12 protein-coding genes are annotated in these 15,394 nt (G+C 76.3%); 1 reads left to right on the forward strand and 11 read right to left on the reverse strand.

The window, feature by feature from the left end; all coding sequences use genetic code 11:
• Window positions 1-4: 4 nt before the first annotated feature.
• The 9 genes from ACIF6L_RS01800 to ACIF6L_RS01840 form a co-directional block, all read right to left on the reverse strand.
• The gene (locus tag ACIF6L_RS01800; RefSeq protein WP_329488322.1) at window positions 5-538 is read right to left on the reverse strand and encodes a hypothetical protein; all 534 of its coding nucleotides are present in this window, start codon (window positions 536-538) and stop codon (window positions 5-7) included.
• A 106-nt stretch (window positions 539-644) separates the two neighbouring features.
• The gene (gene ilvD, locus ACIF6L_RS01805) at window positions 645-2,489 is read right to left on the reverse strand and encodes a dihydroxy-acid dehydratase (RefSeq protein ID WP_329488323.1); all 1,845 of its coding nucleotides are present in this window, start codon (window positions 2,487-2,489) and stop codon (window positions 645-647) included.
• A gap of 118 nt (window positions 2,490-2,607) precedes the next feature.
• On the reverse strand, window positions 2,608-3,387 hold the full coding sequence (locus tag ACIF6L_RS01810; RefSeq protein WP_396485785.1) for a class I SAM-dependent methyltransferase: 780 nt from the start codon (window positions 3,385-3,387) through the stop codon (window positions 2,608-2,610).
• A gap of 28 nt (window positions 3,388-3,415) precedes the next feature.
• Window positions 3,416-4,219: a sugar phosphate isomerase/epimerase gene (locus ACIF6L_RS01815; RefSeq protein WP_352286385.1), complete on the reverse strand. Its 804-nt coding sequence runs from the start codon at window positions 4,217-4,219 to the stop codon at window positions 3,416-3,418.
• 636 nt (window positions 4,220-4,855) lie between these two features.
• Window positions 4,856-5,818, reverse strand: a complete 963-nt coding sequence (locus tag ACIF6L_RS01820; RefSeq protein ID WP_329488325.1) for a Ppx/GppA phosphatase family protein — start codon at window positions 5,816-5,818, stop codon at window positions 4,856-4,858.
• A 108-nt stretch (window positions 5,819-5,926) separates the two neighbouring features.
• Window positions 5,927-6,787, reverse strand: coding sequence for a glycerophosphodiester phosphodiesterase (locus ACIF6L_RS01825; RefSeq protein ID WP_396485787.1), 861 nt, complete (start codon window positions 6,785-6,787; stop codon window positions 5,927-5,929).
• 211 nt (window positions 6,788-6,998) lie between these two features.
• Window positions 6,999-8,303, reverse strand: coding sequence for an SUKH-4 family immunity protein (locus ACIF6L_RS01830; protein ID WP_396485788.1), 1,305 nt, complete (start codon window positions 8,301-8,303; stop codon window positions 6,999-7,001).
• Window positions 8,304-8,465: 162 nt separating this feature from the next.
• Entirely contained in the window at window positions 8,466-11,366 is a 2,901-nt protein-coding gene (locus tag ACIF6L_RS01835; protein WP_396485790.1) for a toxin glutamine deamidase domain-containing protein, read from the reverse strand.
• A 181-nt stretch (window positions 11,367-11,547) separates the two neighbouring features.
• Window positions 11,548-11,964, reverse strand: coding sequence for a hypothetical protein (locus tag ACIF6L_RS01840; RefSeq protein WP_329488330.1), 417 nt, complete (start codon window positions 11,962-11,964; stop codon window positions 11,548-11,550).
• A gap of 257 nt (window positions 11,965-12,221) precedes the next feature.
• On the opposite strand from ACIF6L_RS01840, the gene ACIF6L_RS01845 reads away from it, so the two are divergent.
• Window positions 12,222-13,058 (forward strand): hypothetical protein, encoded by an 837-nt coding sequence (locus ACIF6L_RS01845; RefSeq protein WP_396486179.1) that lies wholly within the window; start codon window positions 12,222-12,224, stop codon window positions 13,056-13,058.
• Window positions 13,059-13,121: 63 nt separating this feature from the next.
• Here the strand turns inward: ACIF6L_RS01845 and ACIF6L_RS01850 are convergent, their stop codons facing one another.
• Both ACIF6L_RS01850 and ACIF6L_RS01855 read right to left on the reverse strand, forming a co-directional pair.
• Window positions 13,122-14,291, reverse strand: a complete 1,170-nt coding sequence (locus ACIF6L_RS01850) for an NADH-quinone oxidoreductase subunit D (protein WP_329488331.1) — start codon at window positions 14,289-14,291, stop codon at window positions 13,122-13,124.
• Entirely contained in the window at window positions 14,288-15,307 is a 1,020-nt protein-coding gene (locus tag ACIF6L_RS01855) for an SAM-dependent methyltransferase (protein WP_396485792.1), read from the reverse strand. Before ACIF6L_RS01855 ends, ACIF6L_RS01850 begins: the two co-directional genes overlap by 4 nt.
• Window positions 15,308-15,394: the final 87 nt, after the last annotated feature.

Here is a 15,394-nt window from a genome sequence, read left to right on the forward strand (position 1 = left end):
CCGCTCAGCGCTTGCGCCCGCCCCGGCCCGGCGCCGCCTTCTTCGCGCCGGGCCGGCCGCCGCGGCCCGCCTGCCGCCGCCCGTACTGGGCGGTGGCGCGCTCGTACCGGGCGCGCTTGACGGCCTCGCCGGGGGCCTCGACCAGGCCGCGCAGGAAGTAGGCGAACAGCGCGCCGACCCCGCCGATGACCCAGACCACGCCGAGCGACTTGTCCTCGGCCATCCAGCCGGTCAGCTGGTCCCTGCCCTCGCTGAGCAGCTTCCAGTTGCGCAGCCCGGCCAGGCAGGAGCAGATCGCCACGGCGGCGACCAGCAGGCCGTTGACGAACCCGCCGTTGTCGGACAGCTGGACGCCCTCGACGGCGAAGCGCAGGACGAACGCCCCGGCCACCGCCGCGAGCAGGGCGCCGAGCGGCACCACGACCCGGCGCAGCCGGTAGTCGGTGCCACGGCCGACCCAGCTGGTGCCGAACCAGCGGATCGGTTCCGGCTCGGGGGCGCCGGCGGGCCTGGGGGTGGGGGTGGGGTCCTCGTTCACACGGCCGATTATCACCCGGCGCCCCGCCCGCGAGACAGCATCCGGCGGCCGACGCGGGAGGAGCCGTCCCGCCCGGGGCGGAACGGCTCCTCGTGGCGCGGGGGTGTCAGCCGAGCTTGGAGACGTCGCGGACGGCGCCCTTGTCGGCGGAGGTGGCCATCGCGGCGTAGGCCCGCAGCGCCTGGCTGACCTGGCGCTCGCGGTTCTTCGGACGGTAGCCGCCCCCGGCCTCCAGCTTCAGCCGGCGCTCGTGCAGCACCTCGGCGGGGACCTCCAGCGAGATCGTCCGGCCGGGGATGTCGATGGCGACGATGTCGCCGTCCTCGACCAGCGCGATGGTGCCGCCGGAGGCGGCCTCCGGGGAGGCGTGGCCGATCGACAGGCCCGAGGTGCCGCCCGAGAAGCGGCCGTCGGTGACCAGGGCGCAGGCCTTGCCGAGCCCCCGGCCCTTGAGGAACGAGGTCGGGTAGAGCATCTCCTGCATGCCGGGGCCGCCCTTGGGGCCCTCGTAGCGGATGACGACGACGTCGCCCTCCTTGATCCGCTTGGTGAGGATCGCGTCGACGGCGTCCTCCTGGGACTCGACGACGACCGCGGGGCCGCTGAAGGTCCAGATCGACTCGTCGACACCGGCGGTCTTCACGATGCAGCCGTCCTCGGCGAGGTTGCCGTACAGCACGGCCAGGCCGCCCTCGACCGAGTAGGCGTGCTCGACGCTGCGGATGCAGCCGTTGGCGGCGTCGGTGTCCAGCGACTCCCAGCGCTCGGACTGGGAGAAGGCCTCGGCGGAGCGGACGCAGCCGGGGGCGGCGTGCCAGAGCTCGACGGCCTCGGCGGACGGCGAGCCGCCGCGGACGTCCCAGGTCTTCAGCCACTCGGCGAGCGAGTCGGAGTGGACGGTGGTCACGTCCTCGTGGAGCATGCCGCCGCGGTAGAGCTCGCCGAGGATGGCGGGGATGCCGCCGGCCCGGTGGACGTCCTCCATGTAGTACGAGCCGTTGGGCGCGACCTTGGAGAGGCAGGGCACCCGGCGGGAGACCGCGTCGATGGCCCGCAGGTCGAAGTCCAGCTCGGCCTCCTGGGCGGCGGCGAGCAGGTGCAGGATGGTGTTGGTCGAGCCGCCCATCGCGATGTCCAGCGCCATGGCGTTCTCGAACGCGGACCGGGTGGCGATCGAGCGGGGCAGGACGCTGTAGTCGTCCTGCTGGTAGTGCCGGTTGGTGATCTCGACGACGGTCCGCCCGGCCTTCTCGTACAGCGCCCGGCGGGCGGTGTGGGTGGCGAGCACCGAGCCGTTGCCGGGCAGCGAGAGGCCGATCGCCTCGGTCAGGCAGTTCATCGAGTTGGCGGTGAACATGCCCGAGCAGGACCCGCAGGTCGGGCAGGCGTTCTCCTCGATGATCGCGATGTCCTCGTCGGAGACGTTCTCGTTGACCGCCTGGGAGATCGCGTCGACCAGGTCCAGCCTGCGCACGGTGCCGTCGACCAGGGTGGCCTTGCCGGCCTCCATCGGGCCGCCGGAGACGAAGACGGTCGGGATGTTGAGGCGCAGGGCGGCCATCAGCATGCCCGGGGTGATCTTGTCGCAGTTGGAGATGCAGATCAGGGCGTCCGCGCAGTGCGCGTTCACCATGTACTCCACCGAGTCGGCGATCAGGTCGCGCGAGGGCAGCGAGTAGAGCATGCCGCCGTGGCCCATCGCGATGCCGTCGTCCACCGCGATGGTGTTGAACTCGCGCGGGATGCCGCCCGCCTGCTTGATCGCCTCGGAGACGATCCGGCCGACCGGCTGGAGGTGGGTGTGCCCGGGGACGAACTCGGTGAAGGAGTTGGCGACCGCGATGATCGGCTTGCCGAAGTCCTCGCGGGCTACGCCGGCGGCCCGGAGAAGCGCCCGGGCGCCTGCCATGTTGCGACCGTGGGTGACCGTACGGGACTTCAGCTCGGGCACTGTGCTCCACTCCTTCGGAGGCTGCTGGCGGCCCCGCCGGTGAGGAGGGTGCGCGGCCGCTGTGTCTTTCGAGACTACGCCCGACGTCCGGCGGGCGGACACCGCGTCCGCGATGCGGTCAGGCCGTGGCGTCCGGGGTCCGGGCCACGGTGAGGTCCAGGACGTACGGCTCGACCACCCAGCCGTCCGGGAACTCCGCCAGCAGCGCCTCGCGCTCGACGGCCAGCAGCGGCGCCCGCTCCTCGGGGGCGAGGGAGGCCAGGTAGGAGCGCGAGACCAGGTCGGTGATCACGTGGTCGACGGTGACCCGGCGCTCCCAGCGCAGCGTGGCGGTGCCGATCCGCAGGTCGTGGGGGGCGAGGTGCGAGACGATCTCGTTGACCGCGCCGTAGCCGTGGTACGTCCCGGTGAGCGCCTTGGCGAGCCGCTCGCCCATCGCCGCCACCCAGGCGACGCCGCTGTCCTTCACGTTCCACCAGGTCGCGAGCGCGCCGCCGGGGCGCAGCACCCGGATCGCCTCGGGGACGGACCGCTCGGGGTGCGTCCAGTGGAAGGCCTGGGCGTAGGTGACGAAGTCGGCCGAGCCGTCGTGGAAGGGCAGGTCGTCGCCGTCGCCCCGGACCAGCGGCAGGCCCGGCGAGGAGGTGAGGAACTGGGCGCCCATGCCGGTGGTGGGCTCGACGGCGATCACGTCCGCGCCGCGGCCGGCCAGCAGCCGGGTGGCGATACCGGTACCGGCGCCGACGTCCAGCACCCGGGCGCCCTTCAGGGTGCGGCCGGCCAGGCGCTCCAGCGCGTCGAAGAGCTCGTCGGGGTACGAGGGACGGGCCCGGTCGTACTCGGCGGCCACCGCGCCGAACGAGCCGGCGAGCCGACGGTAGTCCGTGCTGTCCGTCATATGTCCCCCTCGGTACGGCAGTTCGTGGTCAGCGTACCCGGGCGGGGGTGGCCAGGTGCAGACGGGTGAAGGCGAGCGCCTCGGCGAGATCGGCCTCGCGTTCGGCGGGGGACGCGGAGCGCCGGGTGTTGACCTCCAGCACCACGTGGCCGTCGAAGCCGGTCCGGGCGAGGTGCTCCAGCAGTTCGGCGCAGGGCTGCTTGCCCCGGCCGGGGATCAGGTGCTCGTCCTTGCCGGAGCCGCTGCCGTCGGCCAGGTGGATGTGCGCGAGCCGGTCGCCCATCCGGTCGACCATGGCGAGCGCGTCGATCCGGGAGGTCGCGGCGTGCGAGAGGTCGATGGTGAAGTGCCGGTACTCCTCCTCCGTGACGTCCCAGCCGGGTGCGTAGGCCAGCATCTCGCGGTCGCGGTAGCGCCAGGGGTACATGTTCTCGACGGCGAAGCGGACGTCGGTCTCGCCCGCCATCCGGTTGATGCCCTCGACGAAGTCCCGGGCGTACTGGCGCTGCCAGCGGAACGGCGGGTGGACGACGACGGCGCTCGCGCCGAGCTTCTCGGCCGCCGCGCGGGCCCGGACGAGCTTGGTCCACGGGTCGCTGGTCCAGACCCGCTGGGTGATCAGCAGGCAGGGCGCGTGCACGGCCAGGATCGGCATCCGGTGGGCGTCGGAGAGCCGGCGCAGCGCCTCGATGTCCTGGCTGACCGGGTCGTTCCAGACCATCACCTCGACGCCGTCGTAGCCGAGCCGCTCGGCCAGCTCGAAGGCGATGGCGGTGTTGGCCGGGTAGACCGAGGCGGTGGAGAGGGCGACCTTGGTGTCGGGGATGCGCAGGCCGGGGTGCGGGGGCAGGACCAGGCGGTCGGTGGTGCGCAGCAGCGGGGCCGGGTGGGCCGCGGCCTGCCGGGCGGCCTTGACGGACTTCACCGACTGGACGGCGGCCTTGGCGGCGCCGGCCGCCCGGGCGGTCCGGGTCCCGCGGGGCGCCGCGCCGGTCCCGCCGGTCCCGCCGGTCGCGGTCCCCGCCGCGGGTGGCTGCCCGGGGGCCCTCTTCGTCGCCTTCTTGGCGGCCTTCTTCGCCGCCTTCTTCACCGCTCCGCCGGTGGCCTTCCGGGCCGCCCGGGCGGTCTTCGCCGCGGCCGCCGCCCCAGAAGTACCAGAATCCCCGGAAGCCCCGGCCGGCCTGGCGCTCTTCGCGCTCTCGGCACTCCGCGCGCTCTTCGCACCCTTCACGGCCTTGCCCAGCTTGCGGGCCCGTCCGACACCGCCGGTCCCGGCCGGCTCGCCGCCGGCGGCCGCGGGCGGCGGGTCCGTGCGGCGCGGGGTGTCCGGCCGCGGCTGCCCGTCCCCGGGAGCGCGGCCCTCCCGCGTCCCGTCCTCGTCCGCTGGTTGCGCCACGGGAGACAGCGTAAGCGGACCGCGCCCGGAACGGGGAGCGGCCCTCCCGGCGCGGGCCGGCCGGACCGCCCCTCAGGTGGCGAGCGCGGGCCGGCGGCGGTCGACCGCGCCGTCCATGGTGTCCAGGCGGCGCAGGATGATGCCCTCGCGCAGCGCCCATGGGCAGATGTCGAGCTCGTCCAGGCCGAAGAGGTCCATCGCGGCGTCGGCGACCAGGGCGCCGGCCAGCAGTTGCTTGGCGCGGCCCTCGGAGACACCGGGAATCTGCGCCCGCTCGGCGACGGTCATCGCGGAGAGCCGGGGCAGCCAGGCGGAGAGGTTGCTGCGGGTCAGCCGGCGGTCGGCGTACGGGCCGGCGTCGGCGGGGGCCGCGCCGGTCATCCGGGCGAGCTGCTTGAAGGTCTTGGAGGTGGCGACCGCGTGGTCGGGGGAGCCCAGCCGGGCGATCTCGCCGACGACGGTGGCCATCTCGGCCCGGATGTGGCGTCTGAGTTCGCGCAGGCCCTCCGGGTCGGCGACGTCCCCGGGCAGCCAGCGGCCGGTGAGCCGGCCGGCGCCCAGCGGCAGCGAACAGGCCACGTCGGGCTGCTCGTCCAGCCCGCAGGCGATCTCCAGCGAGCCACCGCCGATGTCCAGGTTGAGCAGCCGGCCGGAGGACCAGCCGAACCAGCGGCGGACGGCGAGGAAGGTGAGCCGCGCCTCGTCCTGCCCGGAGAGCACCCGCAGTTCGACCCCGGTCTCCTCGGCGACCCGGCGCAGCACCTCCTCGCCGTTGGCGGCCTCCCGGACGGCGGAGGTGGCGAACGGCAGGATGTCGAGCACGCCCTTGTCCTCGGCGACCCGCAGCGAGGAGGCGACCATGCCGACCAGCTTCGCCACCCCGGGCTCACTTATCGCGCCCCGGTCGTCGAGGAGTTCGGCGAGCCGCAGCTCCGCCTTGTGGGAGTAGGCGGGGACGGGGGCGGCACCGGGGTGCGCGTCCACCACGAGGAAGTGGACCGTGTTGGAACCTACGTCGAGAACACCGAGTCGCATAGCCCTTCACGCTACGCGATCCCGCCTCCGGACAGACCTGGCGCGTCGGTATTCGTGCTGGTCCGGCGGTCCGGGCCCGGTGACTTGGTCCGGACCAGCGGCGCCGGCTCAGGGCCGGTGGGTGCCCCGCGGCGCGGCCGGGTGGAGGGTGCGGCAACCGGCGTCGGCCCAGCGGCGGGCCCGGCCGGGGGCGTTGGTGATCAGGCCGTCGGCGTCCCGGTCGGTCATCAGCTGCCAGGACGCCTCGTCGTCCAGCGTCCAGACGTAGACCTCGCGGCCGGCCGCGCGCTCGGCGGCGATCCGGTCTGCGGTGGCCAGCGCCCCCTCCAGGGCGATGCCGTGCAGCGGCAGGTCGCCGGGGTCGTCGGCGAGCGAGGCGCCCTGGATGAGGACGACCGGCAGGGCGGGGGCGGCGGCGTGGGCCTGGCGCAGGTGCTCGGCGGAGAACGAGTACAGGTAGACCCGGGCGCCGCTGCCGGCGGCGATCCGGGCGATCCGGACGACGTCCTCGGCCCGCTGCCACTTGATCTCCATCAGCAGCGTCACGGGGCTGCCGGCGAGCCGCTTCAGCAGGTGCTCCAGCGTCGGCACGGCCTCGGCCGGGCCGGGGCCGACCGTCACCCGCAGCCCGGCGACCTGAGCGGCGGTCAGGTCCGCGACGGCGCCGTGGCCGTCGGTGGTGCGGTCCACGGTGGGGTCGTGCATCAGGACCGGCACGCCGTCCCGGGTGGTCTGGACGTCGGTCTCCAGCCAGTCGGCGCCCTGGTCGAGGGCCGTCTCGAAGGAGCCCATGGTGTTCTCGGGGGCGTCGAGCGGGGCGCCCCGGTGGCCGATCACCGTCGGGGCGTCACAGCTCCGCTCGGCCGCGACCGGACGGGCGCGGAGCTCGGGGGCGGGGGCGCAGCCGCCGGCCAGCACCGCGAGGGCGGCGAGGACGGCCGCGTGGGCGGTGCGGGGCGAGGCGGTCACGGCTCGGGCTCCAGCTCTGGTTCGGACGCCGGGCGGACGCGGGTGTCCGGCGGGGTGCCGGGCGTCCGGGACTTCGTCGACGCGTCGGCGGGGGATCAGCGAACCGGTCCGACAACCTGACCGTGCCGGCGGTCGCCTCCAGCGTGCGCCCGCCGCCCGCTCCGGCCCGGCGGCGGCGCACCGCGGGTCACCCGGACGCGCCGCCCCGGCGTCACAGCAGACCGTCCCACAGCTGCTCGACGATGACGGCCCACCAGTTCTCCGGGTCGTCGAAGACCGTCGGGTCGACCGCCGCCAGCGCGCGCTGCAGCTCGGCGACGGCGGTGCCGGCGGTCCGCGGGTCCAGCCCGGGCAGACCGGGCAGCCACCCGGCGAACAGGGCCAGGCTGCGGACGAAGGCCGCCGGCCCGGCGTTGCAGTGCCGGGCGGTGGCGTAGTCGGGGTCGACGGCCCGGACGGCGCCGCAGGCGGTGTCCAGGGCGATCAGCGCCCAGCCGTCCGTCCCGAGCAGCAGTTGTGGGGCCAGTGCGAGGCGCTCCCGCTCGGCCACCCGGGTGCCGCGGCCGGTCTGCGCCAGGTGGGCGGCGAGCGGCGGCAGCACCGTACCGGGCCGGGTGCCGTCGGCGATGGCGTCCGGCCGCGGGTGGTGCAGCGCGAAGAAGCCCTCGACCGCGACGGGCACGCCGACCGTCAGCAGTACCCGGGCGGTTTCCTCCGGCAGGTCGGCCCGGGCGACGTCGGCCGGGTCGAAGCGCCGGACGCCGCCGGCGCCGAAGCGTTCCACCAGCAGCGCCGCGAGCCCGTCGTCCGCTCCGGCGGCCGGGGCCGGGCCGCCGCGCGGGAAGGGCACCCGGTTGCGGACCGGTCCGCCGGGCTCGGCCGGGAGCGCGCGGACGGCCGCCGCCCGGTGGTCGAAGCGCGGTCCGTAGGACAGCTCGGCCTCCACCCGGGCGCCCGGCAGCTCGGCGGCCAGCGCGTACGCCCAGTAGCCGCCGGGCAGCGCGCTCAGCCGCAGGTCGGTGCGGACGGCCAGCACGTCCTCCGGGCGGACGCCCCGCTCGCGCAGCCACCACCAGCCGCGCAGCGCCGGGTGCGGCAACCCGGGCGCCGAGCGCAGCGCCAGCGAGCGGACCTCGCCGAGGTCGTCACGGTAGGTCAGCTCGGCCCGGGTGCCCCGGCCGGTGGCCGGTGGCAGGGCCGGGTCGTGGGCGCCGGCGCCCACGAAGTCCCGGTAGAGCGCGGTCACCTCGTCCACCGGTACGGACGGCCAGACGGTGAACCGCCCGGTGATCCGGTCCACCACCGCACAGGCCGCCCCCACCTCCTCGGGTGCGCGCCGCTCCCCCGTCAGCGGGTCGACCCCCACCGGCGAGGGCTCCGCCCAGACCACCCAGCCGAGGTCGAACTCGTGCGAGTGCACCCGCCGGCTCCCGGTCGAGCCGTCGGCGGAGGCCCTCGGCAGCTCGCCGTTGATCCAGCGGTGGGCGGCCTCGACCGCCTGCGCGCGGGTGGTCACAGGGTGGTGCTCCTTGCATGGACGCGGGCCGGGAGGGGCGCGCGGGCGGAGAGGGGTGGACGGAGGGTCACCGGGCACCGCCGATCAGCGGCCCGACGCGGCGCCCGGTGGCGGGCCACCGGCCGGCGGTCGCCGCCGGCTCGGGACGGCTCAGGACGGCGGTCACCGGGCGCCGCTCGTCGCCGGCTCCGGACGGCGCGCGGCGAGGTCGAGCGGGCACCCGTCCGGGTCGAGGGCGATCGCCCAGAGGCCGTGGGCGGCGTCGTGCAGCGGCTCGGCCCCCCGGCGGCCGACCTGGTGGTCGAGGTAGGTCACGGTGTCCCGGTGGTTGACGGCGTTCCAGGCGTGCGGACGGCCGAAGCCGTCCAGGGTGAGCAGCACGGCCTGGGCGCCGTGGCCGGCCCGCCGCAGTTCGCCGGTGAGACGGCCGAAGGCCGGGCCGCCGTCGCCGAGGTCGCGGAAGGGCGCGCCGAGTTCGCGTTCGGCACGGTCCCGGCCGCCGCGCTCCCCCGCGTCGCCCTCGGTGGGGATCCGGGGCGCGGCGCAGGTCGGGCGGCCGGTGAAGGTGTCGACGGCGGACAGCGCGATCTCCAGGCTGTTGTTCGCCCGGCCCGGGGCGTGCGGGCCGTCGGCGTTGACCACCTCCGTCCAGCCGCCGGCCGCCGGGTCGGGGTGGCGGACGGGCAGACCGGCCGCGTCCCGGGGCGCCCGGCGCTCGACCTCGCGCTGGTGCTCCGGGTCGACCGGGGCCAGGCCGCCGGGCAGTCCGTAGGGGCGGCTGTCGGCGATGGTCCGCAGGCGCGCCTGGAACTCCTCCTCGGCGCCGCCGCCGCGCAGGGCGCGCCGGGCCAGCTGGAGCGCCAGGGCGTGCGCGGTGGCGACCGGGACGGCGGCCCAGGCCAGGCTGTCCCCGCCCTCGGCCGGGGAGCCGCCGGGGCGCCGGCGGTGGTCCTCCGGGTGTTCCTCGGGGCGGCCGGGGCCGGCGACCGGCGGGGCCGACGGCGGCAGGACGGTCACCGGGCCGGGCGCGGTGACCGGGTGCGGGGTGCCGGTGGCCCCCCGCGGGGCGCCCGCGCCCACCCCGGCGCCCGGCCGGCCCTCGGCGGGCGCCTGCTGTCCGGAGGCGGGGGCGCCGGGCGTCCCGGACGCGCCCGGGGCCCCGGCCGCCGGGGTGCCCGGGCCGGGGACGACGACCGGGCCGACCGCGCCCACGGGCCCGGCCGGGACGGCGCCGGGGGCGCCCCCGGCGGCGGGCGGTCCGGCGCCGACCCCGCTGCCGAACGGCGCCGGACCGTGCCCGGCCGCCACCGGGCCCGGGTACGAACCGCCGGACGGGCCGGCCAGCGGACCGGGGCCGGTCGGCCCGGCGGCCACCGGAACGGTGAACTGGGCGCCGTAGGAGGTGCCGTGCGGGCCGCCCTGGGCGGGTCCGCCACCGGACGGCACGTCCGGCGCGCCGAGGTGCGAGGGCGCGGCGGGGGCCTGCGGTGCGGGCGGCGCGAGCACCGAGTCGGTCCGTACGGTCACGGGCGCGCCGCCGCCACCCCCCGGGTGGGCGGGCGGCAGGTGGTAGTCGTCGTCGGCCCGGCCGCCGTAGCCGACCGCGCCGCCACCGCCACCGCCACCGCCACCACCGTCGCCGCCGCCACCACTGGCGAACTGTGCCGGGGCGGCCGGACGGCCCGGGCCGTCCGGCGTCCGGTCGCCGCCGGCCGAACCGGTCCGCAGCGGCCCCGTACCGCCCCCGTCCGGGGTCCGGTCCGGGTGCTCCCCCGGACCGCCCGGGCCGGGGCGGCCGGCGCCGTCCATCACGACCACGCCGTCCGGCCCCGCCCCGGGTGTGCCGGCCCCGGGGACGCCGGGCGCCCCGGGTGCGCCCGGCAGCACCGCGCCCGGCCCGTCGGCGAGCGGCCCGCCCGGTTTGCCGTCCAGTCCGTGGCCGTTCCCGCGGCCCGCCGCGGGGTCGGTCAGCGGTATGCCGCGGACCTCCTTGCCGTCCTTGTCGGTCAGCACCGGCAGGCCGTCCCGGCCCAGCACCGGCCGCCCCTGCTCGTCCACCTTCACGGCGAGGTCCTCGACCCCCACCACCGGCTTGCCGTCCGGGCCCTGGACGACGAGCAGCCCGCTCGGGTCCGTCACCGTCGTGCCGTCGGCCCGGACGATGACCGGGTCTCCGTGCTCGTCGAGCACCGGTCGGCCGGCCTCGTCGAGCTTGACCGCCAGCCCCGGCACGCCGACCACGGGCCGGCCGTCCTGACCGAGCACCACCGCCAGGCCCGCGCCGTCCGCGCCCAGCACGCCCGGCTCGCCGAGCACGGCGGGCAGCCCGGCGGCGACCGGGTCGAAGGCCCCGCCGGTGAACGACGCCGGACGCACCCCCGGGACGCCGCCCGGCGCGAGGCGCAGCAGCGCGACCACGGCGGGCTCCTTGAGCGTGCCGTCCAGCCCGTCCTTCATCGCCCGGCCGAGCTCGTCCAGCAGGCCGCCGATCTTCAGCCCGGCGGACTCGACGGCGGCCGCCGCCACCGCTTCGGCGACGTGTTCGGTGGCAGCGTCGCGCACCCCGGCCGCCACCGCGCCGAGGCCCTGCCGCAGCCCGCCGAAGACCCCGCCGGGCGCCGCTCCGTCGCCGCGGGTGGCGGTGGCGACCTCGGCCGCGGCCGCCTTGGCCCGGGCCGCCTGCTCCTCGGCCTTCTTCAGCTCGGCGGCCAGCTCGGTGAGGGTGGCGACGAGGTCGGCCTTGCAGCTGTCGACGGCCCGGGCGGCCTTGTCGAAGGCGCCGGCCACCAGGATCGTGGCGCTGTGCGCGTCGTCCAGGTGGCCGGTGCCGCGGCCGCTGAACGCCCGCCAGTACTCGCCGAAGGCGTCCACCGCGCGGCCGGAGTTCTCCCCGGTGACGCGCTTGGCGGAGTCCCCGCCGCGCTTGCCGAGGCGCTCGGCCTCGACGCCGAAGTCGCGCCAGAGGCCGGCCGCCCTGCGCAGCCCGTCCTCGTCGGCCTGCGGCCACTGGTGGCCGGTCCTGGCCAGCAGCGGTGCCAGCTCCTCGGGCAGCTTGCGGGACATGCGCTTCCCCCTTCGACGTACGGACTTCGACGTACGGACCGCGGCGTGCGGACTTCGGTGTGCGGGCCACGACGTGCGGGCCACGGCGTGGCGGAGCACGGCGGCGACGGAACACGGGGTGCCGACCGCCGCGCACGGACCGCGTCACCCGCGGTCCGCGTCCGGCGGACGGCCCCGGCCGTCAGGCCGACCTGTCCTTGGGGACGGTCGTACGGGCCCCCGGGGTTGCCGCGGGCGTCACCGGCCCGCCCTGCCCCGCCGCGCCGCCGAAGCCGGCGGCCGCCGCGGTCTCCGCGTCGACGGTCCGCTCGGCCATGGTGTGCAGCCCCGAGCCGACCTGCCCCAGCTGCCCGGCCAGCCCGCGCAGACCGCCGAGCAGACCGCCGCGCGCGTCCTTGTAGGCGGCGGCGAATCCGCTGCCCGGCCGGTCCTGCCCCCACGGGCTGCCGAGCGCCGCGAGCGACTGCTCCAAGGTGCTGGCGGCCTTCCCGAAGTCCTCCGAGATCTTTTCGAACTCGCGCCCCTCACCGTGCAGTTCCCACGGTTTGAGGGCGAAGGTGCCGCCTCCGGCATCGCCGTTGCCACTGCCGCTCGCCATCCCCGTACCTCCCCGTAGCGGACCGGCCGCCATCCTAGAGGGGCGGCCGCGCCGGGCCGCAGCGCGCCGGAGACCTCTTCACCCCGCCTTCACCTCGCCCGACGGCGGCTCCGATGGCCGCCGCTCGGCGAAACCACCGCAAATGCCCCGCCCGCAGGCGGTTCGCACCGCCGTGAAGGCTCTACCCTTGCCGGGTGGCAGCAGCAGAGACCTCCAAGAAGAAGACCAAGGCCGGCGCGACCCCGGTCGACCTCGCGATGCCGACCCTGCGCGTCGAGGCCCCGCTCGACGCCCCGCGCCCCGAGGTCCCGCTCGACTTCCCCCGGGCCTGGGTCGAATTCGCCGACCCGGCCGACGAGGAGCAGGTCTTCCGCTGCGACCTCACCTGGCTGACCTCCCGCTGGACGTGCATCTTCGGCCGGGGCTGCCAGGGCATCCGCGAGGGCCGCGGCGAGTCGGACGGCTGCTGCACGCTCGGCGCGCACTACTCGGACGAGGACGACGAGCGGCGCGTGGCCGGCCACGCGGCCCGGCTGACGCCCGAGATCTGGGAGAACCACGCGCACGGCACCGACGCCAAGGGCCGGATCCGGCTCGACGGCGGCATCACCATGTTCGACGAGGACGGCGACCGGCAGACCCGCCGGGTCAACGGCGCCTGCCTCTTCCTCAACAGCCCCGGCTTCGCCGGCGGCGCCGGCTGCGCGCTGCACACCCTCGCCCTCAAGGAGGGCAAGGAGCCGCTGGAGACCAAGCCGGACGTCTGCTGGCAGCTCCCGGTGCGGCGCACCTACGACTGGATCGACCGCCCGGACGACACCCGCTACCTCCAGGTCACCATCGGCGAGTACGACCGCCGCGGCTGGGGCCCGGGCGGCCACGACCTGCACTGGTGGTGCACCGGCAGCCCGGACGCGCACACCGGCCCGGACCCGGTGTACATCAGCTACCGCCCCGAGCTCACCGAGCTGATGGGCAAGGCCGGGTACGAGGTGCTGGCCGACCTCTGCGAGCAGCGGATCGCCACCAAGGGCGACCGCAAGGTGGCGCCGCACCCGGCCGACCCGGGCCGGAAGCCGGGCCGCAGGAAGTAGCCCGCCGGTACGCCCTCGCCGCCGCCCGGCGCCCGGCGCCCCACCGCCACGTGTCGATGCCGCCTACTTGTCGATGTCGCCGACGACGAAGAACATCGAGCCCAGGATGGCCACCATGTCGGCGACCAGGGTGCCGGGCAGCAGTTCGGTGAGCGCCTGGATGTTGTTGAAGGACGCCGAGCGCAGCTTCAGCCGCCACGGCGTCTTGTCGCCGCGCGAGACCAGGTAGTAGCCGTTGACGCCGAGCGGGTTCTCCGTCCAGGCGTAGGTGCTGCCCTCGGGGGCCTTGAGCACCTTGGGCAGCCGCAGGTTGACCGGGCCGGGCGCCAGCGTGGCGAGCTTGTCCAGGCAGGCGTCCGCGAGGTCCAGCGCGTTGACGGTCTGCTCCAGCAGGCACTCGAACCGGGCCAGGCAGTCGCCCTCCTCACGGGTGACCACGGTCAGCACCGCGCGCAGCTCGTCCGAGCCGTACGCCAGGTAGGGCTCGTCACGGCGCAGGTCGAAGTCGAGCCCGCTGGCACGCGCGATCGGGCCGCTGACCCCGTACGCCTCGGCGTGCGCCCGGCTGAGCACGCCGACGCCGGCGGTGCGGGCCCGGAAGATCTCGTTGCCGAGGACGAGGTCCTCGAAGACCGGCAGCTGCGAGCGGACGGTGGCGATCGCCGCCCGGACCCGGCCGAGCCAGCCGGCCGGCAGGTCCTCCTTGAGGCCGCCGACCCGGTTGAACATGTAGTGCATCCGGCCGCCGGAGGCCTCCTCCAGCACGTGCTGGAGGTCCTCACGGCCGGTGAAGGCGTGGAAGATCGGGGTGATCCCGCCCAGCTCCAGCGGGTAGGAGCCGAGGAACATCAGGTGGTTGAGGACGCGGTTCAGCTCGGCGAGCAGGGTGCGGATCCAGACCGCGCGCTCGGGCACCTCCATGCCGAGCATCCGCTCGACGCCGAGCACCACGCCCAGCTCGTTGGCGAACGCGGAGAGCCAGTCGTGCCGGTTGGCCAGCATGATGATCTGCCGGTAGTCACGGGCCTCGAAGAGCTTCTCCGCGCCGCGGTGCATGTAGCCGATCACCGGCTCCGCGGTGACGATCCGCTCGCCGTCCAGCACCAGCTTCAGCCGCAGCACACCGTGGGTCGCCGGGTGCTGCGGGCCGATGTTGAGCACCATGTCGGTGCTGCCCGCCGCGCCGGTGAAGTTCTCGGCTCCCGCCCCGATGCCGACCGTGGTCTCCCTCATGACCCGAGAGTCTGCCATCCCCCGAGGCCGGCGAGGGTCTCCGGTACCGGCATGCGGACGGCCTGGGCGAGCCAGCCGAACGCGCCCAGGCCCGCCGGGTCGGTCAGCTCGGCGGCCTCCCCGGCGCCGCCGAGCGCCCGCAGGTAGGCCGCCGGGTCGGTGGACGCCAGCGCCAGCGGCGGTCGGGCACCGCTCACGCCGAGCGCCCGCAGCGCCTCGCGCTGCGTTGTCCACAGGCTGTGGACGGCGGGCGCGGCCACCGCGTCCAGCGCCACGTGCGCGGTGAGGTCGCAGGAGCCGTCCGGCACCGGGCGCACCTCCCGGCCCGCCCGGAACCCGGTCAGGGTGGGGAGGGGCGGGCGGCTCGCGGCGCTGTGCCCGTAGTCCGCCGCGACCGCGAGACCGCGCTCCAGCCCGGCGACGGCCGAGGCCCAGACGGCGTCGCGCGGGGCGCCGAACTCCACGACGTCACCCGGCTCGGGGGCCGGCCACCAGCGCGCGGCCCAGGCGGCGTCGGCCGCGTCCACCGCGGACCCGAGCCGCTCCTCGCCGGTCGCGGTGTCCACCTCGACGTAGCGCAGCACCCCGTCCTCGTCCACCTCGCCGAGGTCCAGCGGCACGTTGTCCAGCCACTCGTTGGCGAACAGCAGCCCGCTGACGCCGCGCGGCACCTCGTCCGTCCACAGGGCTGTGGACGGCAGTCCCGCCGGGCGGTCCGCCGCGATCTCCACCCCGTACGGCCGCAGCCGGGCCAGTACGCCGTCCGGCAGCTCGGCCAGCACCCCGGTCAGCAGCTCGCCGCGGCCCGCCCCGACGTCCACGAAGGCCAGCTCCTCCGGACGGCCGAGGGCCGCGTCCACGTCCAGCAGCAGCCGGGCCACCGCGCGGGCGAACAGCGGGGAGGCGTGCACCGAGGTGCGGAAGTGCCCGGCCGGCCCCTCCGGCCTGCGGTAGAAGCCGCCGACGGGGGCGTAGAGGGCCTCTTCCATGGCGGGCCGCCACCGCATCCAAGTCATGCGGCGGGACGCTACCGGCGCCCGGGTTCCCCTCCCAACCGGAGTCCGGGCTTCTCCGACCTAGGGAGTAGGACGGATCGCCCTCCC

The organism is Kitasatospora sp. NPDC086009 (genome assembly GCF_044540385.1).
Lineage (GTDB): Bacteria > Actinomycetota > Actinomycetes > Streptomycetales > Streptomycetaceae > Kitasatospora.

Coding starts and splice junctions, on each gene's coding strand:
- ACIF6L_RS01820 (WP_329488325.1), bottom strand. CDS start 5,818: ATGCGACTCGGTGTTCTCGACGTAGGTTCCAACACGGTCCACTTCCTC.
- ACIF6L_RS01835 (WP_396485790.1), bottom strand. CDS start 11,366: ATGTCCCGCAAGCTGCCCGAGGAGCTGGCACCGCTGCTGGCCAGGACC.
- ACIF6L_RS01810 (WP_396485785.1), bottom strand. CDS start 3,387: ATGACGGACAGCACGGACTACCGTCGGCTCGCCGGCTCGTTCGGCGCG.
- ACIF6L_RS01840 (WP_329488330.1), bottom strand. CDS start 11,964: ATGGCGAGCGGCAGTGGCAACGGCGATGCCGGAGGCGGCACCTTCGCC.
- ACIF6L_RS01855 (WP_396485792.1), bottom strand. CDS start 15,307: ATGACTTGGATGCGGTGGCGGCCCGCCATGGAAGAGGCCCTCTACGCC.
- ACIF6L_RS01845 (WP_396486179.1), top strand. CDS start 12,222: ATGCCGACCCTGCGCGTCGAGGCCCCGCTCGACGCCCCGCGCCCCGAG.
- ACIF6L_RS01850 (WP_329488331.1), bottom strand. CDS start 14,291: ATGAGGGAGACCACGGTCGGCATCGGGGCGGGAGCCGAGAACTTCACC.